Below are 23312 nucleotides of genomic sequence, written 5' to 3' on the forward strand. Positions count from 1 at the left end.
ATCATTCACAAAAGAAAAGGTGGGCTGTTCGTAGCGCTCACGAACGTCTCGTACAGGGCTCGCTGTTGAACGCTTGGATAAATCTTCTATCTTTGGTTTCAGGTCTGAAGCTGTCCCGAATGGCCTTGCTGATACCCATAGAGCCGGGTTAAGGAGGCCCCTTAAAGTCTTGAGCCCCGTCAACCTGGGGCATTTGGCAGTGTTATTTTGAAAGTGTTTCGATATGAAACTGTTTTTTACCGCTATGGCGCTTGCCTTGGTTAGCTGCACGAGTGTTGCGACAGCTGCGGGATTGAACGGTACGCTCGGGACCGAGTGCCGACGCACCCCCATTCAGGGGACCGGCTCTTCCGGTACAGTGACGAGGCCGTCCTGGGCCATGCCTCTCTGGAATTCACCGTCAGTTCCCGCCAGTCAACGGTCGCAGCGTGCTATTGTCTATCCGCAGGCGGTGCCGTCGCCGCAGCTTTACCGTTATGATTGTACGCCGACGCCCGCAGAACCGAATGCGGTTCCGCGGGCTGATTTCAGCGGTCAGTAAGGGCTGTCGACTTTTCCCATCTCGACATAGACGGTCTTGATCTGGCTGTAATGAGCGAGGGCGGCAATGCCGTTCTCGCGTCCAATGCCGGATTGTTTGTAACCGCCGAAGGGCACTTCCACCGGTGTCAGATTATAGGCATTGATCCAGCATGTGCCGGCCTTGATCTGGCCAATTACGCGATGGCCGCGTGCGATATCGGCGGTGAACACGCCTGCCGCCAGACCGAATTCGGTATCGTTGGCGCGCGCAATCACTTCATCCTCGTCGGAAAATTCCAGGACGCTCATCACCGGCCCGAAGATTTCCTCGCGAGCGATGGTCATGCCGTCGGTCACATCCGTGAAGACGGTAGGCTCGATGAAAAAGCCTTTGTCGAAGCCTTGCAGTTTCGGCACGCCACCGCCGCAGGCAAGCCTCGCCCCTTCTGCCTTACCCTTTTCGATATAGGACAGCACCTTGTCGCGCTGTGCACTGTTGACTAGTGGCCCCATCTGGGTTGCTTCATCCAGCGGATCGCCAATGCGAATCTTGCGTGTACGTTCGACCAGCCGTTCGACAAAACGTTCGCGCACCTTCTTGTGAACGAAGACGCGGGTGCCGTTCGAACAGACCTGCCCGGTCGAATAGAAGTTACCGAGCATCGCGCCGCCGATAGCGCTTTCAAGGTCGGCGTCATCGAACACGATGATCGGCGACTTGCCACCAAGCTCCATGGTGACGTGCTTCAGGTGTTCGCCTGCCTGCGCCATGATGCGCTGGCCTGTCGGCACAGAACCAGTCAGTGAAACTTTGGCCGTCAAGCGATGATTGACGAGTGCGGCGCCGACATCGCCGAAGCCCTGCACGACATTGAATAAGCCATCGGGAAGGCCCGCTTCCTTGTATGCTTCCGCCAATGCAAGCGCTGAAAGCGGCGTGTTTTCGGACGGCTTGAAGATGAAGGCATTCCCCATCGCGAGTGCAGGCGCGGATTTCCACGCGGCGATCTGGATCGGATAATTCCATGCGCCGATACCGACGCAGATGCCGAGCGCTTCGCGGCGCGTATAGGCGAACGAACCGCCAAGCTCCACGAACTCGCCGTTGAAGCCCGAAATGATGCCGCCGAAAAATTCCAGTGCATCCGCGGCCGAAGCTGCATCCGCCACCAGCGTTTCCTGAAGCGCCTTGCCGGTATCAAGCGTTTCGAGCTTCGACAGCTTCTTGTTCTTTTCGCGCAGGATTTCTGCAGTGCGGCGCAGGATGCGTCCGCGTTCGACGGGCTTAAGCGCAGCCCATTCGCCTTGCGCTTTCAGCGCTGCTGCATAAGCCGCCTCGATCACATCGGGTGTCGCCGAATATAGCTTGGCAATTTCCTCGCCGGTTGCTGGATAGATGACCGGCAACGGCTTGCCCGCCTTGTCTTCCATGAATGCGCCGCCGATGAAATGCGAGGCTTTGGGTTGTGCTTTCATTGTTATCCCTTAAATTATATCAGCGGTCGGAAACTTGCCAGCGCGGATTGATCCAAGGCTCCTGATTGGAGCACGCCAGCGGCGTACGGCCGAGAATATGATCGGAAGCCTTTTCGCCGACCATGATCGACGGGCCGTTGAGATTGCCGTTGGTGATGCGCGGGAAGATGGATGAATCCGCAACGCGCAGGCCTTCGACACCGATCACCCGGCATTCAGCATCGACCACTGCCATTGGATCGTCAACCGCACCCATCTTGCACGTGCCGCATGGATGGAAGGCGCTCTCGACATGCTCGCGGATGAAATTGTCGATTTCATCGTCGCTCTGAACATGCGCACCGGGCTGGATTTCCGCGCCACGATAAGCATCAAATGCGGCCTGTCCGAAGATTTCACGGGTCAGCCGCACACAATGGCGGAAGTCGGCCCAGTCGTCTTCTTGCGACATATAATTGAACTTGATGACAGGCTTTTCACGTGGATTGGCCGAGCGAAGCGTTACGCTGCCACGCGATTTCGACCGCATCGGCCCGACATGGGCCTGAAAGCCGTGCGACTGCGCTGCCGCCTTGCCGTCATAGCGGATGGCGACCGGTAGGAAGTGATACTGGATATCTGGATATTCCACACCAGCTTTCGAGCGCAGGAATGCTGCGGATTCGAAATGGTTGGTTGCGCCGTCGCCAGTCTTGAAGAACAGCCATTCCGCGCCGATCTTCGCTTTCGAAAACAGGTTTAGCTTGGAGTAAAGCGTGATCGGTTGCGTGCATTCCTGCTGGATATAGACTTCCAGATGGTCCTGCAGGTTCTGGCCGACGCCGGGGCGATCGGCGACCACTTCAATTCCGTGTTCTTTCAGTTGTGCGGCAGGGCCGATGCCAGAGAGCATCAGGAGCTTCGGCGAGTTGATCGACGAGGCGGCAATGATGACTTCACGCCGCGCACGAATGGTCGAGAAGCTACGGCCTGCCTCGATCTCAACACCAACCGCGCGCTTTCCCTCAAGCACGATCTTGCGCGCAAGCCCCTTGACCAGCTTGACATTCGGGCGCTTGAGGGCGGGTTTCAGATAGGCGTTGGCGGCAGACCAGCGACGACCGTTGTGGATCGTCTGCTCCATCGGGCCGAAGCCTTCCTGTTTCTCGCCATTATAGTCTTCGGTGATTTCAAAGCCCGCTTCGTGGCCAGCCTCTACAAAGGCATGGAACAGCGGATTGTCGCGTTTGCCGCGCTGGATATAAAGCGGGCCATTGGTGCCGCGCCAGCCTTCCTGGCCACCGCTCGAATTTTCCATCCGCTTGAAATAGGGCAGTACATCTGCATAGGCCCAGCCGCGCGCACCGCTTTCCGACCAGTGGTCGTAGTCGCGTGCATGGCCGCGCACGTAGACCATGCCGTTAATTGAAGATGAACCACCAAGCACCTTGCCCCGCGGCGTTACAAGGCTGCGCCCGCCAATATGCGGCTCCGGTTCGGTCGAAAAACCCCAGTCATAGGTTTCCATATTCATGGGGAAAGAAAGGGCGGCTGGCATTTGGATCAACGGACCGACATCGGGCACGCCATATTCGATGACGATCACCGAATAGCGACCGTCTTCAGACAGGCGATAGGCCATGGCGGATCCGGCAGATCCGGAGCCGATGATGACGAAATCCGCTTCCATACTCATTTCTCCCCCATAAGCTGAACCGCGATGTAGTCTTCCACCAACGCAATGGCTGAGGCAGCATTGGGCGCATCGGCGCCAAGTGCGTGACGAATGTAGAGCCCGTCGATCATGGCACCTGCACCCTCGGCAATGCGGCTGGCCCGCTCGCGCGAGGTCAGTTGTTCAAGTGCGAAAACGAGGTTTGAATGCAGGCGGCGCGCGTAGATGCGCAAGAGCCGGCGGGTGTCCTCCGACTGTTGCGCATGCACATAGAAGGTAAGCCAGGCGGCAATGGTTTCCTGCGCGAACTGCGATGCGGAAAAATTGACCGCAATGATGGCCGCGATACGTTCCCGCGGCGTCTCGGTTCGTCCGATGGCGGCGTTGAGATCCTGCCCCAGTTCACGCAGCAAATGCCGCATGGTGGCGAGAATGAGCTTGTCCTTGCCGCCGAAATAATGATGCGCAAGCGCAGGTGAAACGCCCGCCTCATGCGCGATCTGCGCGACGGTCACGTCCAGCGAACCACGCTGGCCGATGGTACGAATGGCGGCATCGATCAACTCGCGCCGCCGCAAGGGCTCCATCCCGATCTTGGGCATAATCCTGGTCCGTTCTCAGTCTAACTGAGCGGCCAGTTTAACGTTGATTGACTCATCAATCAATAGAAACCGATATGCAAATCATGCATTTGCCGGCGCAACAGCGGGCAGCTTGTATGACGGGGAGGCTTGTCGGGGAGGTGCCGACTGCTTACATTCAACTGATGAGCAGAGCTTTCACCAAAGAACAGGACGATGCGCCGACCGACCTCGGCGAGCGTCCGGTCAGCCCGCATCGCAATCTCGTCACGCCAGCTGGCCTGAAGATGATCGAGGATGAAATCGCACGGCTGCAGCGCGAACTGGCGGATGCCAATGTGGAGGGTGAACGTTCAGCGATCGCACGTATCTCGCGCGATCTGCGTTACTGGACGACACGGCGCGAAAATGCAGAACTTTCCGTGCCTGTTCCCGACAGTGATGTCGTGCGTTTCGGCATGACGGTGGAACTGGAAAATCTGGACGACGGCAAGGTTCGCCGCTGGACCATCGTGGGCGAGGACGAGGCCGACCCATCAAACGGCAAGATTTCCCATGTCGCACCCGTTGCCATTCTGCTGTTCGGCAAGCCGGTCGGCGATGTCGTGAAAATCAATAATGTCGAGTGGGAAATCGTGTCGCTGAAGATTGTTTAGTCTTCGTCTATAGCGACAGTATGGTCACGGAAAAACGCTGCTGCGCCGGCTTCATCGATTTCACTCGTCGAAACCATCAGGACGAGCTGAATAATGTCTTCCTGTACGGCTTCAAGACTGAAGCCGTTGAAATAAAGAAACAAGTCAGCGGCAGCCAGTCCAGTTCTCTTGTTGCCGTCCACGAAAGGGTGGTTCTTCAGCACACCGAACAGATAGGCCGCCGCCAGATCGAAGATATCCGGATCGCCATAGGCTTCCTTTTGCAACGGACGCGCAAGCGCTGAATCATGCAAACCGGAATCGCGAATACCCGCTGCACCACCATGCAGACGCAACTGCTCCTGATGCAGCGCTTCTATGAAAGCCCGCGAATGAAAGTCGATCATTGAGCGAGCACGCGATAAGCGGTCTCATATTTTTTCATCCGCTCTCGGGCAATCTTCATTTTCTTCTCGAAGACCTCCGGATCTTCCGTGCTCCTGGTCAGTCTCAGTCCATCCTTGTCTGCGGTCAGGACCAGAGTGTCGCCAGTTTGCACGTTCAACTGCTCCAGCACTTCCTTTGGGATGATCACACCGTCGGAATTGCCGATCTTGCGCAGGGTTACGTTCATGGCTGCTCTCCTATGTTATAACGCATGATATAACATGGTGCGCCTGCGTTGTCACCACAAGCTACAGCCAACCCTTTCGGCGGAAATAGTAAAGCGGCAGCAGGGCGGAGGCGATCATCAGACCAAGCGCCATCGGATAACCCCATGGCGATTGCAGCTCCGGCATGAAGGAAAAGTTCATGCCGTAGATGGAAGCCACTAGCGTCGGCGGCATGAAACCGACCGCCGCCACAGAGAAAATCTTGATGATGGCGTTCTGTTCTACCGAAATCAGACCAACGATCGTATCGAGAAGGAATGTGACCTTGTTGGACAGAAAATCCACATAGGCGGTCAGGGATTGCGTGTCGCGTTCCAGCGACTTGATCCAGCTGCGCGTTTCCTTCTTGCCGGCTGCGGGATTGTTGATGGCCGACAGATAGACCAGCATGCGGCTGATCCCCGCCAGACTTTCGCGCATTCGCGAGAGAAATGTTCCCTGTCCACCGATCTGGGTCAGTATGTGACGGAAATCCTCCGTCGTCATCGGGCGGGCTTTCGGCTGGCGGCGATAGATGGAGTGCGAGGCCGCATCGATTTTGCCCGCCACGCCTTCCAGAATATCGGCAAGCCGGTTCGTGGTGGCTTCGGTGATGCCAAGCATGATCGACAGGCCCGAGCACTTGGCTGATATCAGCCCGTTGCCCGGCTTGGTCGAACGGAGGATATAGGTGCTGAACGATTTCGGATTGGCATAGCGCACGGTTATCAGCCGTGATCCGTGCAGAATGAAGGTGACCGGAGCAAGCTCGCGATGGTCGAGATCGACCGCGTGCAGGATAGGCACGGTGAGATATTGTGCGCCGGTTTCCATATAGAAGCGGCTCGATTCCTCGATCTCCGTCATGTCTTCGCGGGTCGGGATTGAAATGCCCATCCATGCCTCGACAATACTGTCTTCGTTGACGCCGGGAGCAAACAGATCGATCCAGATCACATTCTCGGGCAACGGAGTACCGGGCTCTACTTCCACTTGTTCGAGGTGGTCTCCGGAAAGGCTGTAAAGTGTGATCATACTGGCACCTGAAGTCTGGCCCGAAATCTCGAGCGGCTGGATTATGGGGCACTTTGCGCGAAAATTGTTAACGGAATGCGGCAGTGGATACCAGTGTGACAACAGGATTATCAAATCCGCCTCACCAGCCCGCAATCAGCTTTCTTCATGACGGTTGACAGCTTCATTACGCAGGTCTAATTCATCAAGTCATCAGATGACTTTGGTGAAGGTATGAAGGCAATATCCCGCAAGACATTGACGGATTCGGCCACGCAGGCATTGCGCGGAGAAATCACGTCGGGACGCTGGACGATAGGCGACCAGTTGCCAAATGAAGCAGCACTTTCCGCAACGCTCGATGTCAGTCGCGGCACGGTGCGGGAAGCTGTGCGGGCGCTGGTGGCACAGGGAATGCTGGAAACCCGGCAGGGTTCGGGAACATATGTCCGTTCCACTACCGACACGGCACGCAGCCTCGACCGCATCCGCCATACCAGCCTGCGCGACCGCTTTGAGACCCGGGCAGTTCTCGAAACGGAAGCCGCACGTCTGGCCGCCTTACGCATCAAGCCGAAGGGGATTGTGCATCTGGAGAAAATGCTGGCACAACGCGGCAATCGCGATGAACTCGACCGGGCAACGTTCGTGGCCCGAGACTTTGCCTTTCATGAGGCCATCGTCGCTGCCTCGGGCAACAGCGCACTGATCGAGGTCTATGCCTTTTTCTCCGCCTCCATTCGCGAATCCATAGAAGCTACGCTCGACGGCGAACTGCCCGAGCCAAACCATGAGGCGCACCGCCAGATCGTTGAAGCTATCGCTTCGGGCGATCCTGACCAGGCCGGTGCAACGGTTCGCCGCTTCATGGCGCCCCTGATTGAAGAACTTGAAAGGTTGCTGGCATCATGAGCCACACGAACACAGGCCTGTCGGAAGCGGCAGAAAGCGAGGCGATATTTCAGCCCGAGGCGCTGGTCGACGCTGAGGCGGACAGCGTTCCGCCGCCGCCAGTCCAGCAACCGCCAAGCAAGGCGATGCGCATTTTGCTGGGTCTGAGCCTCGTGCTGATCGCCGCCAATCTGCGACCGGTATTTTCCAGCGTTTCCGTGCTTTTGCCGGAAATCATCGATGCCACCGGCATGTCATCCGTTGCAGCCGGTATCCTGACCACGTTGCCGGTTGTCTGCCTTGGCGTCTTTGCGCCATTCGCACCACGGCTGGCGCAGCGTTTCGGCGCCGAACGCGTTCTGCTTTTCGTGCTGGTCGTGCTGACTGTCGGCACCGCCATTCGCGGCTTCGGTTCGTTCTATTCGCTTTATATTGGCGCAGCATTGGCCGGTGCCGCAATTGCTACTGGCAACGTGCTGCTTCCGGGCGTCGTCAAGCGTGATTTCCCGAAAACTGCGGCCATCATGACCGGTCTTTATACGATGGCGCTATGCGGCGGCGCTGCCTCCGCGGCCGGATTCACCATTCCCATCAAGGGGATGCTCGGCGGTTCCTGGAATCTTGCTCTGGCATTCTGGGCTGTTCCGGCGGCAGTCGTTCTGCTGTTGTGGCTGCCGCAGGCCATGCGTGCGAAACACAATGTCGCCCATTCGGGTTTCAAGGTGATCGGCTTGTGGAAGGATAAGCTGGCCTGGCAGGTAACCCTGTTCATGGGTCTGCAATCCTCCACCGCCTACATCGTTTTCGGATGGCTGGCGCCGATCCTGCGCGAACAGGGCCTGAGCCCGGCAGCGGCCGGCGGTCTGGTCTCTTTTTCGATCCTGGCTCAGGTCATCACCTGTCTCGCGGTACCGTCGATTGCTACCCGCCAGAAGAACCAGAGCCTGCTCAATGTCATTCTCTGCGCTTGTGCGGCCTTGCCGCTGATCGGCTTTCTCTATCTGCCGCTATGGACCTATTGGGGACTGGCGGTCATTCAGGGCATCGGGCAGGGCGGTCTGATCGCCGCCGCCATGATGGTGATCGTGCTGCGGGCGCCGGACTCACACACGGCGGCGCATCTGTCCGGCATGGCGCAGTGCGTCGGCTATACGCTTGCCGCAATCGGCCCGCTCATCGTCGGGCTGATCCACAGCGCAACGGGCAGCTTTACCGCCTGTGGTCTTTTCTTCGCTGTGTTGGGGCTGGGGGCTGCCATCGCCGGATGGGGAGCCGGGCGCGCGCAACATGTAGGTGTGCAGGTAATCAAGGAATAGCAGCAACAAAAAACCCCGGCAAAACCGGGGTTTTTCTTTATTGTTGTATGAAGGCTCAGGCCTTTTCGTACAGTTCTTCGACGAATTCCCAATTGATGAGGCTATCGACGAAGGCCTCGAGGTACTTCGGACGCAGATTTCGATAATCGACATAGTAGGAATGTTCCCACACGTCGACGCCGAGGATCGGCGTTGCGCCATGAACCAGCGGGTTTTCGCCGTTCGGGGTCTTGGAGATTTCAAGCTTGCCGTCCTTGACTGACAGCCAGGCCCAGCCTGAACCGAACTGGCCGACGCCGGCAGCGATGAAATCCGCCCGGAACTTGTCATAGCCGCCAAGATCGGACTCGATTGCCTTTTCAAGCTTGCCCGGCAGCTTCTTGCCGCCACCGTTCTTCTTCATCCACTTCCAGAACAGGATGTGGTTGTAGTGCTGGCCGGCATTGTTGAAGAGGCCCTGGTTCTTGCCGTAGCTTTCCTTGACGATCTCTTCTAGGCTCTTGCCTTCGAGGCCGGAGCCTTCGAGCAGCTTGTTGCCGTTGGTGACATAGGCCTGATGGTGCTTGTCGTGATGAAGTTCAAGCGTCTCGCGCGACATGAAAGGCGCAAGGGCGTCATAGTCATACGGCAGGGCGGGCAGTTCGAAAGCCATTGGAAACTCTCCTCTTTTCTTTGAGCTTACATGGGCAGCTTGCGGCGGGCCGAGCAGATGCTGCCTCAAAACTTGCGTGCAGAATCTACATAGGCCGCATCGGTGCGGGCGGCAATGGCGTGAATGAGCAATTCAGCTTCAAGACAATGAATTATTATTGAAATCACAGTAGGATGGCGCAATTCTAGATTTTATGCTTCGCCATGCGTGGCGGACCCTCACAGGAGGAAACGGTGTCCCACAGTTCTTATGTCTTCGACGCTTATGGCACATTATTCGATGTCCATTCGGCGGTGCGGCGACATGCAGACAAAGCCGGGCCGGACGGCCGGGCATTTTCCGAACTGTGGCGGGCCAAGCAGCTCGAATATTCCTGGGTGCTCAGCCTGATGGGTGCCTATAGCGATTTCTGGAAACTCACCGAGGAGTCGCTCGATTTCGCATTCGCGCGTTACCCGTCCGTAGATCCGGCACTGCGCAATGATTTGCTCGATGCCTATTGGAAGCTCGATTGCTATCCGGAAGTGCCCGCTGCTCTCAAAAGCCTGAAGGAGAAGGGCGCACGGCTTGCGATCCTTTCCAATGGTTCGCCCGCCATGCTCGAATCCGCAGTGCGTTCGGCAGCGCTCGACGTCCTGCTGGACGACGTGATTTCGGTTGATGAAGTCAGGAAATACAAGACTGCCCCGGCGGTCTATGAGCTCATCACTCTGCAATGGCGGCTTTATCCTTCCGCAATCTCGTTCCAGTCCTCGAACCGCTGGGACGTGGCAGGGGCGGTGCGGTTCGGCATGCGCGGGGTCTGGATCAATCGGACCAACCAGCCCGACGAATATAAACAGTTTGCTCCGGCACTGATTCTGCCAAGCCTTCAGTTGCTTGATTGAGTTCTCACTAAAATTTGAACTCGCCGGGTTTATGGAAAGCTGGCTCCTGCACCCAAAATTGTGTCGCGGCTGCAACACGAGCCATGCTGGTGGGCTTTCGCCACGTTTAGGCCGCATTACGAACGGGCGTACGCCACATTTTTCGGGCGTTTTCCGTGCAACCAAACACCGGAAACAGCCGTTTACGGCCTTTTCGATGGCTCACTGCGTATCTGCCACAATTGGCCGGGTCGCAATTCGTTAACCCTGAATGTGTATCTGTAACTCCTCCCGTCACTAAACTGGTTTTCATATGCAAACGACCCTTACCCGCCGTTCCTTTCTGACGGCAATGACAGCAACAGCGGCCGCCGGTCTGGCCGGTTGCGCTCAGTTGGGGCAGAATGTTCCAATCATTGATGTGGATCAGTCGGGCAACCCGATCAACCGCACCCCGCAGGCTAATGTCGATTCCTCCTATGGCGGATGGACGCAGATGTATGCTGCCGTCGAGGATGGCGGCTTCCAGCTTCCGGCAATTCCGATCCAGAAGATGGACAAGCGCTTCCTGCGTCAGGTTGTGCAGGATCCAACCGGCGAACTGCCCGGTACATTGGTCATCGATACGGCCAACCGCTTCTGCTATCTGGTCCTCGAAAACGGACAAGCAATGCGCTACGGCGTGGGCATTGGCCGCGAAGGTTTCGCGTGGTCGGGTCGCGCTGTGATCCAGTACAAGCGCCAGTGGCCGCGCTGGACCCCACCGGATGAAATGGTCGCCCGTCAGCCGGAACTGGTGCAGTACAGCGCCAGGAACGGCGGCATGGCTCCGGGCCTCAAGAACCCGCTCGGCGCCCGCGCTCTCTATATTTTCCAGGACGGCAAGGACACGCTGTACCGCCTGCACGGCAATCCGGAATGGTGGTCCATCGGCAAGGCAGTCTCTTCGGGCTGCGTACGCTTCCTGAACCAGGACATCATCGACCTCTATGATCGCGTTCCGGCGAAATCGCCGATTCTCGTGATGTAATAGCGATTGTCTGAACGACAGATTGCAAAAGCCCCGGATAGCCAGCTGTCCGGGGCTTTTTCCATTGTGCCGCGCGCCAACTTGCCGCCGCCTTGAAAATAAGTCACTTTCCGCGCGGACAAATCGTCGGAACAAGGGGAGGGAAGTCATGTCCGAGGAAAAAGTCGCCAAGGAAGTCGTGAAAGGCCCTGCATCCTATTTCCCGTCCATCGAGAAAAAATACGGGCAGCCTGTCCAGCATTGGCTTTCGCTGATCGAGCAGCGAAAGGGCGACAAGCATATGGAAATCGTCAACTGGCTGAAGTCGGAATTCGAGATGGGGCATGGCCATGCCAATGCCCTTGTCGCCTACGCCCTCGCCAAACCGGCGAAGGCGTGACACTGGCACCTTCTACCGTTTGAAGCCGCCGAGAATGCCGCGCACAAGTGCGCGGCCAAGCGAATTGCCGACCGAGCGGACAACGGACTTCATGGCCGTTTCCGCGACCGTCTGGCGACCGGAGCGGCGACCAGTACCAAGTGCGGTGCCGACGAGGTCGCCAAGGATACTACCGCCGCCTTCTTCCTCTTCCTTGGTCTTTTGCTGGGCTGCTGCAGCATTCTGCGCCTTGCGGGCCAGCATTTCGAAAGCGGAATCGCGATCCAGTACCTGATCGTACTGCCCGGCAACCGGGCTTGCGGCGATGATCTTCGCGCGTTCTTCCGGCGTCAGCGGGCCGATACGCGATGAAGGCGGGCGCATAAGCGTGCGCTGCACGATTGAAGGCACCCCCTTGGCTTGCAGCGTCGACACCAGTGCTTCGCCAGTGGCGAGTTTGGTGATCGCCTGAAACGTGTTGAAATCCGGGTTCGGACGGAATGTATCGGCTGCCGTCTTCACGGCATTGGTTTCGCGCGGCGTATAGGCGCGAAGCGCGTGCTGCACGCGATTGCCGAGCTGCGCCAGAACGGTTTCCGGCACATCGAGCGGATTCTGCGTCACGAAATAAACGCCGACACCCTTGGAGCGGATCAGGCGCACCACCTGTTCGACACGGTCGACCAGAGCCTTCGGCGCTTCATCGAAGAGAAGATGGGCTTCATCGAAGAAGAAGACGAGCCGCGGCTTATCGGGATCGCCGACTTCCGGCAGTTCCTCGAAGAGTTCCGACATCAGCCAAAGCAGGAAAGTGGAATAGAGCCGCGGGCTCATCATCAGCTTGTCGGCAGCAAGCACGCTCACTACACCGCGCCCGTCGGTCGTGGTGCGCATCAGGTCTGAAATCTTGAGCGCTGGTTCCCCGAAGAATTTCGAGCCGCCCTGCTGGTCGAGGACCAGAAGCGAACGCTGGATTGCACCCACCGAAGCCTTGTTCACATTGCCGTACTTGCCCGAAAGTTCTGCCGAGCGCTCCGCCATTTCGGCGAGGATGGCTTGCAAGTCCTTCAGGTCCAGTAGCAGCAAGCCTTCTTCGTCCGCCAGGCGGAAGGCGATGTTCAGCACACCTTCCTGCGCCTCGGTCAGATTCATCAGGCGCGACAGGAGGAGCGGCCCCATTTCGGAAATGGTGGCGCGGACAGGGTGTCCCTGTTCGCCGAAAATATCCCAGAAGATCACAGGCGCCGCGCGCATTTCGTACGGATCGAGCTTCACTTCCGCTGCACGCTTGAGGAGGCCGTCATTTTGAACGCCGATCGCGCCAATGCCGGAAAGATCGCCTTTGATGTCGGCGCAGAAAACCGGAACGCCAGCCGCTGAAAAGCTTTCGGCCAGAACCTGCAGCGTGACCGTTTTACCCGTGCCGGTCGCGCCGGTGACGAGACCGTGCCGGTTGCCGTATTTCAGCGCTAGATATTCCGGCTGCTGGTAGGAGTCGTCAGGCTTGCGGCTCGCGCCAAGAAAAATAGCGTCTTCGGCAGTCATCAGGCAGCTTGCTCCCTCTGTTCAACTATAACTTATGATATAGAGCAAAATCCGGCCGGAGTGAAACGAGGATCGGTAAGATTATGCCGGATCGCGGCCCTCAACGCGCAGGATAGCCGTTTGGGTGCGACGGAATAGCTTCCAGGTAGGCAGCAATGGCATTGCGGTCGGCTTCGGCAAGGTGAGCCATGTTCGCAACCACATCGGTCATCGATCCGCCAAGCGAATCGAAATCCGGGGTAAAGCCGCTTTGCAGGGCGTAGGAGATGTCTTTCCCGCTCCAGCCGCCGATGCCCGCTTCATCCGGCGTGATGTTCGGCACGACGCCTTTTTTCCCGTCACTGCCGGTTTCAGGCGACAATGCTCCGGCGAGCCACTTGCTTGTGTCTACCCCCCCAATCGCATTGCGCGGTGTGTGACATTCGCCGCAATGGCCAAGGGCTTCAGTCAGATACTGGCCGCGCTTCACCTGGTCGGAAGCATTTGCGATTTCCACCGCAGGCTGGTCGGACAGGTAAAGCTGTTTCCAGAGGCCGAGCCCCCGTCGGACCGTGAAGGGGAAGGAAAGCTTGTGCGGCGCTGCGACATTATCGGAGGGCGGCAATGTTTTCATAAACGCAAAGAGATCGGCCACATCCTGGGGCTGCATTTTGGTATAAGAAGTGTAGGGGAACGATGGATAAAGATGTTCGTCCTGCTTGCCGACCCCCTTCAGCATCGCATTGGCAAAGTCCTGTATGGTCCATGTGCCGATACCTTGCTCTGACGGGGAAATATTGGGAGCGATGAATGTCCCGAAATCTGAAACCAGTTCATGTCCGCCTGCCAGAACCTTGCGTGCATCGCCGGAGGCACCTGGCGCGGCATGGCAGGAGGCACAGCCGCCTGCCCAGAAAACCTGTTCGCCCTTGATGGGATCGCCCGGCTTCATCGCGTCCAACACGGTCGCGTCCACCTTCTGCGGAGCGGTCAGAATCCAGAAGGCAGCGGCTCCAAGGACGACCACGGCGCCTGCGGCATATGCCAGTTTTCGGACCATTCCATCTGTTCCCGTGAGGCGGTTCCAGGACGAGCCAGACCGCTCTTATGACCGTTATTCAGCGTGACAGTTCCAAAGTACAGATGCACTGGAATTGCACCGCACTTTTGCTGCAAATTTTTTGCACACAGAGTGTTTCCGTTCGGTGTGCTCTCTGTCAACAGCGAAGATCAGTTCTTCTTGACGCGATAGGCTTGATGGCAGGAACCACAATTGGCGGCGACCTGCTGGAAGGCTGGCTTCAGCGCATCAAGATCCTGCGGTTTGGCAGCCAGTGCCGTAGCGGCGTCGGTCCGGAATTTTTCGACGTGCTTGACGAAGTCGTCTTTGGTTTCCCAGATTTTCGGCGAAGCTTCAGTATCGCCCTGATCCGAACCGGCCGGGAACAACGCATCCACATCCAGCTTCTTGGCATCGGCATCGATCTTTTCCAGCGCAGCAAGTGCTGTGGTGGCGTCGAATGGCTTCTCACCCTTGATCATCGGAGCAATTGACCCGACTGAGCGTCCAAGGTCCTTCATGATTGCCTGACGATCTGCGGTGACGTCAGCCTGTGCTGCGCCGGCGATCAATACAGCTGCAGAGCTGATAGTCAGGAAAAACAAACGCATGCGATCCTCCGCATTTAAAAATTGAACAGACTTCGTCCCTTGGTTCAAATATCCGATACAATCCGGGGCATTGCAATCATTGCGTCGGTTAAATCCCCAGTGCAGCAAGTATCATCCTGAATTTATAGGGATTATTACATAGGCTTCACGTTATCGTGAAAAACATGACTTAAATACTATTGTTTTATACTGATCGGTGTCATTATTTGTGCCGGTATACTCGGTTGGGCAGCCCAAAACAAAAAGGCCCCGGAACCCGGGGCCTTTTCGAGCATGTAAAGTTTGATCAGACGAACTGGCCGAGGCCCGGAATTGCACCGATGACGGCATCAACTGGTTCGTCACCAGCCTTTTCCTTGGCAAAGCGGATGGTTTCCTTGGCAACGCCGGAAATTTCACCCATGCCCAGACCAGCGCCCATGAGCTGGGAGCCGAGACCCATCACGCCGCCCATCAGGCCGGACAGGAAGCCGCCGCCCTTGACCTGCGCGATTGCTTCTTCAGCGCCGGGGAATGCTGCCAGAAGCTTCTGGACTTCCGCTGCCGGGCCTTCCTTCTGCAGGAAGGCGAGGATCATGCCGACTGCCTTTTCTGCCGTTGCCGCATCGATGCCAACTTTGGAGGTGATGCGTGCGATCAGTTCTTCCATGGAAACTCTCCCAAAAATCTTACGTTTACGTAATATGCATTCTCGCCTTCGCTTTGCAAGCCGCCATGAGCGAAAATATTAGAGCATGATTCCGAAAAGTGGGAACCGGTTTTCGGATAAAATCATGCTCAAACAAAAACTTGGAGCGAAACGACGATACACTTACAAACATCCCGCTCTAGGAGAATATGTCTCGTGATGTGACGAGATAATTACGCTGTTCGAATTTCCTGCAATTCGAGTTCCTCGATCATGACCTGCCGCATGACGAATTTCTGGATCTTGCCCGTTACGGTCATCGGAAACTGATCCACGAATCGGATATGGGCTGGAACCTTGTAATGCGCGATGCGCTGTCGGCAATATTCGGCCAGTTCCTCTTCGGAAAGCTGGCCATCCTTGTGCAGCTTGACCCAGGCGCAGATGATTTCGCCGAACTTTCGATCGGGAATGCCGAATATCTGGACGTCGCTGATCGCGGGATGGCTGAAGAGGAACTCTTCAATCTCGCGCGGGTAGATGTTCTCGCCGCCGCGAATGATGAGATCCTTGATGCGCCCGACGATGTTGCAATAGCCTTCCTCGTCTATCGTCGCGAGGTCTCCCGTGTGCATCCAGCCCGCATCATCTATGGCGCCGGCTGAACTTTCCGCATCGTTCCAGTAGCCGCGCATGACGCTGTAGCCCCGCGTCAGCAATTCGCCCTTTTCGCCACGCGGCACCACCTTGCCATCCGCATCGACGATCTTCACCTCCAGATGCGGATGGATGCGCCCGACGGTGGAAACGCGCCGTTCCAGTGGATCGGTCGTCGAACTCTGAAAGCTGACCGGGCTGGTTTCCGTCATGCCATAGGCGATGGTGATTTCGCTCTGGTGCATCTCGCTCACCACACGCCGCATCACTTCGATGGGGCAGGGCGATCCGGCCATGATGCCGGTGCGCAGGCTGGTGAGGTTGAAACGGCTGAAATCCGGGTGATCCAGCATCGCAATGAACATTGTCGGCACGCCATGAAGGCCGGTGCATTGCTCCTCTTCAACGGTCTGGAGCGTCAGGAGCGGATCGAAACTCTCGTTCGGGATCACCATGCAGGAACCATGGGTCACGCAGGCAAGATTGCCGAGCACCATGCCGAAGCAATGATAGAACGGCACCGGGATGCAGAGCCGGTCCTGTTCGGAAAGCTGCATCGCCTCGCCGACGAAAAACCCGTTATTGAGGATATTGTGATGCGAGAGCGTTGCGCCCTTCGGGCTGCCGGTCGTGCCGCTGGTGAACTGGATATTGATGGGATCGTCAAATTGCAGTTCTTCGGCAAGCTGCGCCAGTTCTTGCCCGGTGACTTCATCGCCGGATTGGGCGACATCGTCGAAATTCAGCATGCCCGGCGTCTGTTCCGCGCCGATCCGGATGACGCACCTTAGATTGGGAAGTCGCTCAGACATCACGTGGCCGGGGCGGGCTTCATCCAGTTCAGGCACGATGCTGCGCAGGATATCGATATAGTTGCTGGTTTTCAGTGACGGCGCGAGGATGAGTGCTGCGCATTCGACTTTCCCCAGCACATATTCCAGCTCATGCGCCCGATAGGCCGGGTTGATGTTGACGAGGATCAGACCCGCCTTTGCGCTCGCAAACTGGGTGAGAATCCATTCGAGATTGTTCGGCGACCATATGCCGAGACGTTCGCCGGGGCGAAGCCCGATGGCGAGGAAGCCTTCGGCAAGCCGATCGGTCAGTTGTTTGAGTTCGGAATAGGTCAGCCGGATATTCTGGTGCCGGACGATCACGGCAGGACGGTCGGGATATTTTTCCGCGATCTGGTCGAGATGCCGACCGATCGTATTGCCGATGAGAAGCTTGTCGCTCGCACCGTGTACATAACTGGCCTGCTGCATTTCCGATCCTCCCAAACCGAAGATGACGCCCGAAGGCGATGCATCAAGTGTTGGGAGGATGCCATTCGCGAGGCTTCGTGAAAACCGCAGTTTTTATGTTCAGCTTCAGCGCTTGGTGCAACGCACCAGAGTAGCGGCGCCAGCATTGGTATATTTGCTCTGCATCGTATAGAGCCAGCCCTTGCATTCAGACATGCTGCTGAAGCACCGGACACGGTCGATCGAAACGAGTCCGTCGCCGCCTGTGATGAAGGGCGAGTCGTCCACGCCGCTGAACTGGCCGACGATGATGCCGCTGCCTTTTCTCGGCACGCTGCAACGCTGGCCCGCATATTCGCTGACATCCTTGCGCACCTGCGCTTCAGCCGACATCGGCAACGCGACAAGGCCGGAAACCGCAAGCGATGCGGAAGTGAGGCAAACGGCAATGACCTGACGCAACATCGGTTTTTCCCTAAAAAGAATAGCTATTGAACAATACTATAAGATCATAAGCGAAGTAGCGCGTTTTTTCAGAGCATGTCTCCCGTAAGTGGGAACCGGTTTCGGGATCAAGACATGCAAAAAATGAAGGAAGCATCGCATCCTAAAAAAGCCGGACGCGATGCTTGTTTTCGCGGATCAGAGCGTGTCGCCCGCCTTGCCTGTCACCTTGAGCGCGAAGGCATAGGTATAGGCGACTTCCTCCAGTCGCGAGAAGCGACCCGACGCCCCGGCATGGCCCGCATCCATATTGATACGGAACAGGACGGGATGGTCGTCGGTCTTGAGCTCACGCAGTCTGGCGACCCACTTTGCAGGCTCCCAATACGTGACGCGCGGATCGGTAAGGCCTGCCACGGCCAGAATGGCGGGATAGGCCTGACGGCTGACATTGTCGTAGGGCGAATAGCCGGCAATGATCCGGTAATCCGTTTCCGATGTGATCGGATTGCCCCATTCGGGCCATTCCGGCGGGGTCAACGGAAGAGTGTCGTCCAGCATCGTGTTCAGCACGTCAACGAATGGCACTTCGGCAATGATGCCGCCGAATGCGTCGGGGGCCATATTGGCAATCGCGCCCATCAGCATGCCGCCTGCCGAACCGCCATGCGCAACGATGCGGTCATGACTGGTGAAGCCTTCGGCAACGAGGTGCCTTGCGGCAGCGATGAAATCGGTGAACGTGTTCACCTTCTTGTCGCGCTTGCCGTTTTCATACCAGGCAAAACCCTTGTCCTTGCCGCCGCGGATATGCGCGATGGCGTAGACGAAGCCGCGATCCACGAGCGAGAGCCGCGACGTGCTGAAGCTTGCCGGAATGGTGATGCCATAGGAGCCGTAGCCATAAAGCAGGCAGGGCGCGGAGCCGTCGAGCTTTGTATCCTTGTGATAGAGCAGGGACACCGGCACCAGTTCACCATCCGAAGCCTTGGCGAACACCCGGCGCGTGACATAGTCATGCGCATTGTGACCGGAAGGAACTTCCTGCGTCTTCAAGAGCTTCCGCTCGCGCGTCCGCATATTGTAGTCGAAGAGCTGTTCCGGCGTCGTCATGGACGAATAGGAGAAGCGGATCACATCCGTATCATATTCGGCGCTGCCGTGAAGGCCGAGCGAATAGGCCTCCTCGTCGAAGGCGATGGCATGTTCCTCGCCGGTTTCGCGATCACGGATCACGATGCGCGGCAGGCCGTTATCGCGTTCCATCCAGACAAGATGATGCTTGTAGGCGGAGTGTGACAGGATCAGCCGCCCCGGCTTTTCCGCCACGACCTCGACCCAGTTTTCCGGCTGCGGTGTGGCAGCAGGCGCCTGGCATATCTTGAAATCCTTGGCGCCATCCGCATTGGTCAGGATGTAGAACACATCGCCACCCGGTGCGATGTCATATTCCGTACCGGTCTTGCGCTCCATGACGAGCTGCGGCTTTGCCGCCGGATCGCTGGCTGGAAGGAGCCAGCATTCCGACGTTTCATGGTCATGAATGTCGATGAAGATATAGTCGTCCAGCGCCGAGCCGCCGACACCGAGGAAGAAGCCTGGATCTTTCTCTTCGTAGATCAGATGGTCCTCAGACTGGTCCGTGCCCACCTTGTGATAGAAAACCTTGGACGGTCGATGGTTCTCATCAAGGCGCGTATAGAAAAAGCCCTTGCTCTCCGCATCCCACGCACCGCCGCCATTCGTGTCGGTGACGATGTCTTCAAGGTCTTTCATGGACGACAGGTCGCGGACTTTCAGCTTGTAGAATTCCGAACCCTTGTCATCGTAACCCCAGATCAAAAGCTGGTGATCCGGCGCATGATCGGCTGATGCAAGGCGGAAATAGGCCTTGTCCTTGCCTTCGACGTCACCGTCGAGGAGGATGGTTTCCGCGCCGCCATCGCGTGGCGTGCGAATGAAATAGGGCTGCTCGCCGCCGGTGCGATAGGACACGCCATAGGCGAAAGGCCCATCCTTCGCGGGGACGGAGGAGTCGTCTTCCTTGATGCGTCCTCGCATTTCTGCGAACAGGCTTTTCTGTAGCGCTTCCGTGTCCTTCATCAGCGCTGCCTGATATGCATTCTCTGCTTCCAGATGCGTGCGAATTTCAGGGGACAGAACCGACGGGTCCTTGAATACTTCCTGCCAATTGTCCGCACGCGACCAAGCATAGTCGTCGGTGCGTGTGATCCCGTGGCGGGTGTCATTGACCGGATGTTTGGCTGCATGCGGTGGTTGAAGTTGGGGGGAGCTTTGAGACATCCACAATTCCGATGAAAACTGTTTCGATTTGCTGCAAGGCCGGTAAGCCGTGCCTTCTAGAGCATTTCCTGTTTTGATTGAATCATTGGAAATGCTCTATCTGTTTGTTTTTACGCATGTCTTTATCCCGAAACCGGTTCCCACATTCGGGAGACATGCTCTAGTGGATTGAATTTGACGTTTGAATCCCGGCTGACATAGATGCTGTTTCAAACGTCAAATTCGAAAAATCCACCAGATACATATACTTCCTAGTGGTCTTTTGGATACCAACATTTGCTCAGCGCTTGAACCGAGGGATGCAAATGTTGGAATCGGACCACTAGCGGGTGATAGTGATATTTATATAGTTGGCCGAAGTGGCGAAAGCGAGTTGATTTCGTTGAAATATATTTGAGCAATGCCTTTTTGAGGCCCGATTCTGTCGCCAAAAGCTACCTAGCGGAAACATGTTAGTCTTGGACTTCGTACAAGAAAACTTGAGGGAGAAAACTATTGCTAACGCAGTTCGAGCAAATTAAAGGAAGCACGGCTGTGAACTGCAGCTTCATCCATATCCTTCAATAAACGGCAGGGGCGGCAACGCGAACACATCGCGATTCAAAGTTTCCCCATCTTAGTAAGGTTGAGTTCGAGTTTTTCTATTTGATGATTCAAGAAGAAAGACTTGTTGTTAATGTAATGTGGTTTGACAATTCTATTGCAAATGACATTATCAACTGGTATTCGCAGCCGGGAACGGATGGGGCAGGGTTTAGGAATACGTAACGACGATGGCAGGCGGGGATCCCCAGTCGTCGATTACGCAACAATAAGAAGTAAAAAGGAAATACAATGGAAAATCTGGACACCCACGACGAAAGCGCGGAACTGCTTCTGAGCCTTACTGCAGATGTTGTCGCCGCATATGTCGGCAATAATTCGATTCGCGCTGGTGAACTGCCGCTGCTGATCGCTGAAGTACACGCTGCTTTCAAGCGTCACGTCGAACGCGAAGAAGCGCCTGTCGTTGTCGAGAAGCCGAAGCCTGCCGTCAATCCGAAGAAGTCGGTTCACGACGACTACATCATCTGCCTCGAAGACGGCAAGAAGTTCAAGTCGCTGAAGCGTCACCTGATGACCCATTACAACATGACGCCGGAACAGTACCGCGAAAAGTGGGATCTCGACCCGAACTATCCGATGGTCGCTCCGAACTACGCTGCTGCTCGCTCGCGCCTGGCTAAGAAGATGGGCCTGGGCCGCAAGCCTAAGGACGCTTAATCGCTCCGACTGTCGAGCGGACCGCGCTTTGCAGTGTCTGTTCTGAGAGCTTTATAGAAATGGCCAGTATCGTTGAGCTTACGCTCCTAGATGCTGGCCATTTTGTTTTGGATTTGAGCACGTCCGGAAGCGCATGGTCTTTTCAACCAATCCGGTCGAATGCTTGTTTTAGTGCAATGTGCCTGTTCAGGTCATAATTCCAGTTGCCGCACATTCCTTTCAGGCGCTCCCTTTCCATGAGACGCGTCAGACGCCGTTTGGTCCGTTCCTTCTCTTCCAGCGGGGCCTTGAGAACTTCATCGAGATCGATGCCGGCGATGATCTGCAAGGCAATGCGTTGCATTGCGGTCAGTTGATTCTGTTTTTGCCGGGCAAAAAATAGTGTGCGGGCTTGCTTCAGATCCGCGTCCATGGCGATCATTCCTCATTTCTTGATGCGAATGAGCATGAGCCACGCGAAATGTCGTTGGATAATATTCCTAGATTCTTTCTGATTTTTCTGTAAGATGGCCATCAAACGCGATGGATTCAAACGCGTTAATGCCGTTTTGGCAAGGCTTTAGCCTATGTTAGAGCTGTCGAAACTAACCGCAGACAGCAATTCCTTCTCGGAAACTTATCCACACTTGCAATTTTCTCCGTATAAGAAGATATTCCTATTTTGGCGAGGAAAGATGAATGTCTTTGGAACTATCGGATGTCATTCATACACGGGCGGAAGCTTTCGAAGCATTGAAGTTGCTTGCGGTGCGGCATGGGCGAAGCCTTAACCTTGGAAGGGTAGAGGGTGTCGCCGACCGGTCGCGGGAGCAGCAGAACATAGCGCTGTGCGATGCCCTTATTGATCTGCTGGTGACTATGTTCGGTGTTTCCGGCGCGGAATTGCGGTCACCACTGCGGTGCAGGCGAGAGGTGGCGCGTGTGCGGCAGATCGGCATGTATGTCGCGCACACGGCTTTCGGGCTGGCCATGCGTGAAGTGGCTGCCGGATTTGCGCGAGACCGGACAACCGTAATGCATGCCTGCCATCTGGTGGAGGACATGCGCGACGATACGGAGTTCGATGCGATCGTCTCGACATTCGAACGCATTGCGCAAAGTGCTTTCACGGCCTGGAGGTTGGCGGCATGACCACCCAATTGTTAGCGTCCGAAGCGAGAATTATGCGCTTTCTGAAAAATGGCGGCTGCGAGGTTCAGGATTCCATTCGCGCTTCGCATGTCTTGCTTGCAACGGATCAGGGGACCATCGCTGCTTCCCGCGCCGAATTGGAGGCCATGCAGAAAAAGGGATTGCTGTATTGGAATGAGGAACGGCTTGTTTCATCGCAGCCCACTATCAAGCGCGCAAAGGAAGGCGGCAAGCCGTTGCGCAACCCGGCAAGAACCTTGCAGACGATTGACTATGAGCAGGGCGAAAAGATTGAGATCAATCCAGAGGAATCGCCTCTTGCGATGCTCTACAGGCGCAAGAATGCGAATGGTTCTTCCTTTATCTTGGAGAGCGAGTTCCTTGCCGGTGAAAGGCTGCGGGCCGACTTCACACGCGGATCGCTGATGCCGTCCGTCACCATGCGCTGGGACACCAGTGTTGGCGGCGGGCGCAGCGGGCCGGGCGGCATGGCAGAGCTGACCGATATCGCGCTGGCCAGCCGCATCCGCGTCGAGCGGGCGCTGGAAGCAGTCGGGCCGGAACTGAACGGCGTTCTGGTTGATGTCTGCTGCTTCCTGAAAGGGCTTGAAACCGTGGAACGTGAGCGGCAATGGCCCGTTCGTTCTGCCAAGATGCTGCTCAAGGTCGGTCTGGCCGCGCTGCACCGGCACTACAATCCTCAACTCGAAAAGGAGCGGGGCAGAGGCGCTGTCCTGCATTGGGGAGCAGACGACTACCGGCCGCAAATGCGTCCGCAGAATATGTGAGGTGGCGCAC

The 23312-nt window shown here is 56.6% G+C and carries 25 protein-coding genes; 10 read left to right on the forward strand and 15 right to left on the reverse strand.

Translation table 11 applies throughout. The features are described from left to right. The first annotated feature begins 223 nt into the window (after positions 1-223). Positions 224-541 (forward strand): hypothetical protein, encoded by a 318-nt coding sequence (locus CES86_RS27025; RefSeq protein WP_143851051.1) that lies wholly within the window; start codon positions 224-226, stop codon positions 539-541. Here CES86_RS27025 and betB read toward each other — a convergent pair. The 3 genes from betB to betI are packed head-to-tail and all read right to left on the reverse strand — an operon-like array spanning position 535 to position 4254. Beyond that, complete coding sequence (gene betB / locus CES86_RS00495; protein ID WP_094513258.1) at positions 535-1998, reverse strand: betaine-aldehyde dehydrogenase; 1464 nt, start codon at positions 1996-1998, stop codon at positions 535-537. The genes CES86_RS27025 and betB overlap by 7 nt on opposite strands. Positions 1999-2017: 19 nt before the next feature. Then, positions 2018-3667 carry a choline dehydrogenase gene (betA, locus tag CES86_RS00500; protein WP_094513259.1) on the reverse strand — a complete coding sequence of 550 codons (1650 nt, stop codon included), beginning with the start codon at positions 3665-3667 and terminating at the stop codon, positions 2018-2020. A 2-nt stretch (positions 3668-3669) separates the two neighbouring features. After that, a complete protein-coding gene (betI, locus tag CES86_RS00505) occupies positions 3670-4254 on the reverse strand; it encodes a transcriptional regulator BetI (protein ID WP_012092476.1) in 585 nt (194 codons plus the stop codon). 164 nt (positions 4255-4418) lie between these two features. On the opposite strand from betI, the gene CES86_RS00510 reads away from it, so the two are divergent. Next, positions 4419-4889 carry a GreA/GreB family elongation factor gene (locus tag CES86_RS00510; RefSeq protein ID WP_094513261.1) on the forward strand — a complete coding sequence of 157 codons (471 nt, stop codon included), beginning with the start codon at positions 4419-4421 and terminating at the stop codon, positions 4887-4889. On the opposite strand, the gene CES86_RS00515 is transcribed toward CES86_RS00510, so the two are convergent. The 3 genes from CES86_RS00515 to CES86_RS00525 form a co-directional block, all read right to left on the reverse strand. Then, positions 4886-5275: a type II toxin-antitoxin system death-on-curing family toxin gene (locus CES86_RS00515; protein ID WP_012092474.1), complete on the reverse strand. Its 390-nt coding sequence runs from the start codon at positions 5273-5275 to the stop codon at positions 4886-4888. The genes CES86_RS00510 and CES86_RS00515 overlap by 4 nt on opposite strands. After that, on the reverse strand, positions 5272-5502 hold the full coding sequence (locus tag CES86_RS00520; RefSeq protein ID WP_094513262.1) for an AbrB/MazE/SpoVT family DNA-binding domain-containing protein: 231 nt from the start codon (positions 5500-5502) through the stop codon (positions 5272-5274). Before CES86_RS00520 ends, CES86_RS00515 begins: the two co-directional genes overlap by 4 nt. A gap of 61 nt (positions 5503-5563) precedes the next feature. Continuing rightward, the gene (locus tag CES86_RS00525) at positions 5564-6556 is read right to left on the reverse strand and encodes a magnesium transporter CorA family protein (protein ID WP_094513264.1); all 993 of its coding nucleotides are present in this window, start codon (positions 6554-6556) and stop codon (positions 5564-5566) included. A 213-nt stretch (positions 6557-6769) separates the two neighbouring features. Between CES86_RS00525 and CES86_RS00530 the strand changes: the two genes are divergently transcribed. Both CES86_RS00530 and CES86_RS00535 read left to right on the forward strand, forming a co-directional pair. Next, positions 6770-7447: a FadR/GntR family transcriptional regulator gene (locus tag CES86_RS00530; RefSeq protein WP_012092471.1), complete on the forward strand. Its 678-nt coding sequence runs from the start codon at positions 6770-6772 to the stop codon at positions 7445-7447. Further along, positions 7444-8742, forward strand: a complete 1299-nt coding sequence (locus CES86_RS00535) for a CynX/NimT family MFS transporter (RefSeq protein WP_012092470.1) — start codon at positions 7444-7446, stop codon at positions 8740-8742. Before CES86_RS00530 ends, CES86_RS00535 begins: the two co-directional genes overlap by 4 nt. Positions 8743-8797: 55 nt before the next feature. On the opposite strand, the gene CES86_RS00540 is transcribed toward CES86_RS00535, so the two are convergent. After that, positions 8798-9394 (reverse strand): superoxide dismutase, encoded by a 597-nt coding sequence (locus CES86_RS00540; RefSeq protein ID WP_012092469.1) that lies wholly within the window; start codon positions 9392-9394, stop codon positions 8798-8800. Positions 9395-9627: 233 nt separating this feature from the next. Here CES86_RS00540 and CES86_RS00545 point away from each other — a divergent pair, with 233 nt between their 5' ends. From CES86_RS00545 to CES86_RS00555, 3 genes are all read left to right on the forward strand, one after another. Further along, positions 9628-10281 (forward strand): haloacid dehalogenase type II, encoded by a 654-nt coding sequence (locus CES86_RS00545; RefSeq protein WP_010661566.1) that lies wholly within the window; start codon positions 9628-9630, stop codon positions 10279-10281. A gap of 292 nt (positions 10282-10573) precedes the next feature. Beyond that, on the forward strand, positions 10574-11290 hold the full coding sequence (locus CES86_RS00550) for a L,D-transpeptidase (protein ID WP_012092467.1): 717 nt from the start codon (positions 10574-10576) through the stop codon (positions 11288-11290). A 148-nt stretch (positions 11291-11438) separates the two neighbouring features. Then, positions 11439-11669, forward strand: coding sequence for a DUF4287 domain-containing protein (locus CES86_RS00555; RefSeq protein ID WP_012092466.1), 231 nt, complete (start codon positions 11439-11441; stop codon positions 11667-11669). Between the two features lie 12 nt (positions 11670-11681). Here CES86_RS00555 and CES86_RS00560 read toward each other — a convergent pair whose 3' ends face one another. From CES86_RS00560 to CES86_RS00590, 7 genes are all read right to left on the reverse strand, one after another. Continuing rightward, a complete protein-coding gene (locus CES86_RS00560; protein WP_094513265.1) occupies positions 11682-13193 on the reverse strand; it encodes a helicase HerA-like C-terminal domain-containing protein in 1512 nt (503 codons plus the stop codon). Positions 13194-13293: 100 nt separating this feature from the next. Beyond that, positions 13294-14232, reverse strand: coding sequence for a c-type cytochrome (locus CES86_RS00565; protein WP_012092464.1), 939 nt, complete (start codon positions 14230-14232; stop codon positions 13294-13296). Between the two features lie 170 nt (positions 14233-14402). Further along, complete coding sequence (locus CES86_RS00570) at positions 14403-14843, reverse strand: c-type cytochrome (protein ID WP_010661571.1); 441 nt, start codon at positions 14841-14843, stop codon at positions 14403-14405. A 286-nt stretch (positions 14844-15129) separates the two neighbouring features. After that, positions 15130-15492: a DUF2267 domain-containing protein gene (locus CES86_RS00575; RefSeq protein ID WP_010661572.1), complete on the reverse strand. Its 363-nt coding sequence runs from the start codon at positions 15490-15492 to the stop codon at positions 15130-15132. Positions 15493-15704: 212 nt separating this feature from the next. Next, positions 15705-17393, reverse strand: a complete 1689-nt coding sequence (locus tag CES86_RS00580) for an AMP-binding protein (RefSeq protein ID WP_012092463.1) — start codon at positions 17391-17393, stop codon at positions 15705-15707. Between the two features lie 105 nt (positions 17394-17498). Further along, positions 17499-17837, reverse strand: a complete 339-nt coding sequence (locus CES86_RS00585; RefSeq protein ID WP_040129572.1) for a hypothetical protein — start codon at positions 17835-17837, stop codon at positions 17499-17501. Between the two features lie 177 nt (positions 17838-18014). Then, positions 18015-20120, reverse strand: a complete 2106-nt coding sequence (locus CES86_RS00590; RefSeq protein WP_094513266.1) for a S9 family peptidase — start codon at positions 20118-20120, stop codon at positions 18015-18017. An 834-nt stretch (positions 20121-20954) separates the two neighbouring features. On the opposite strand from CES86_RS00590, the gene CES86_RS00600 reads away from it, so the two are divergent. Then, on the forward strand, positions 20955-21383 hold the full coding sequence (locus CES86_RS00600) for a MucR family transcriptional regulator (RefSeq protein WP_010661576.1): 429 nt from the start codon (positions 20955-20957) through the stop codon (positions 21381-21383). A gap of 142 nt (positions 21384-21525) precedes the next feature. Here the strand turns inward: CES86_RS00600 and CES86_RS00605 are convergent, their stop codons facing one another. Beyond that, positions 21526-21795, reverse strand: coding sequence for a hypothetical protein (locus tag CES86_RS00605; protein ID WP_012092460.1), 270 nt, complete (start codon positions 21793-21795; stop codon positions 21526-21528). A gap of 272 nt (positions 21796-22067) precedes the next feature. Between CES86_RS00605 and CES86_RS00610 the strand changes: the two genes are divergently transcribed. Beyond that, on the forward strand, positions 22068-22514 hold the full coding sequence (locus CES86_RS00610; RefSeq protein WP_029925331.1) for a helix-turn-helix domain-containing protein: 447 nt from the start codon (positions 22068-22070) through the stop codon (positions 22512-22514). After that, a complete protein-coding gene (locus CES86_RS00615; RefSeq protein WP_040129568.1) occupies positions 22511-23302 on the forward strand; it encodes a DUF6456 domain-containing protein in 792 nt (263 codons plus the stop codon). Before CES86_RS00610 ends, CES86_RS00615 begins: the two co-directional genes overlap by 4 nt. The last annotated feature ends 10 nt before the right edge of the window (positions 23303-23312 follow it).

This window comes from Brucella lupini (assembly GCF_002252535.1).
Classification (GTDB): domain Bacteria; phylum Pseudomonadota; class Alphaproteobacteria; order Rhizobiales; family Rhizobiaceae; genus Brucella; species Brucella anthropi.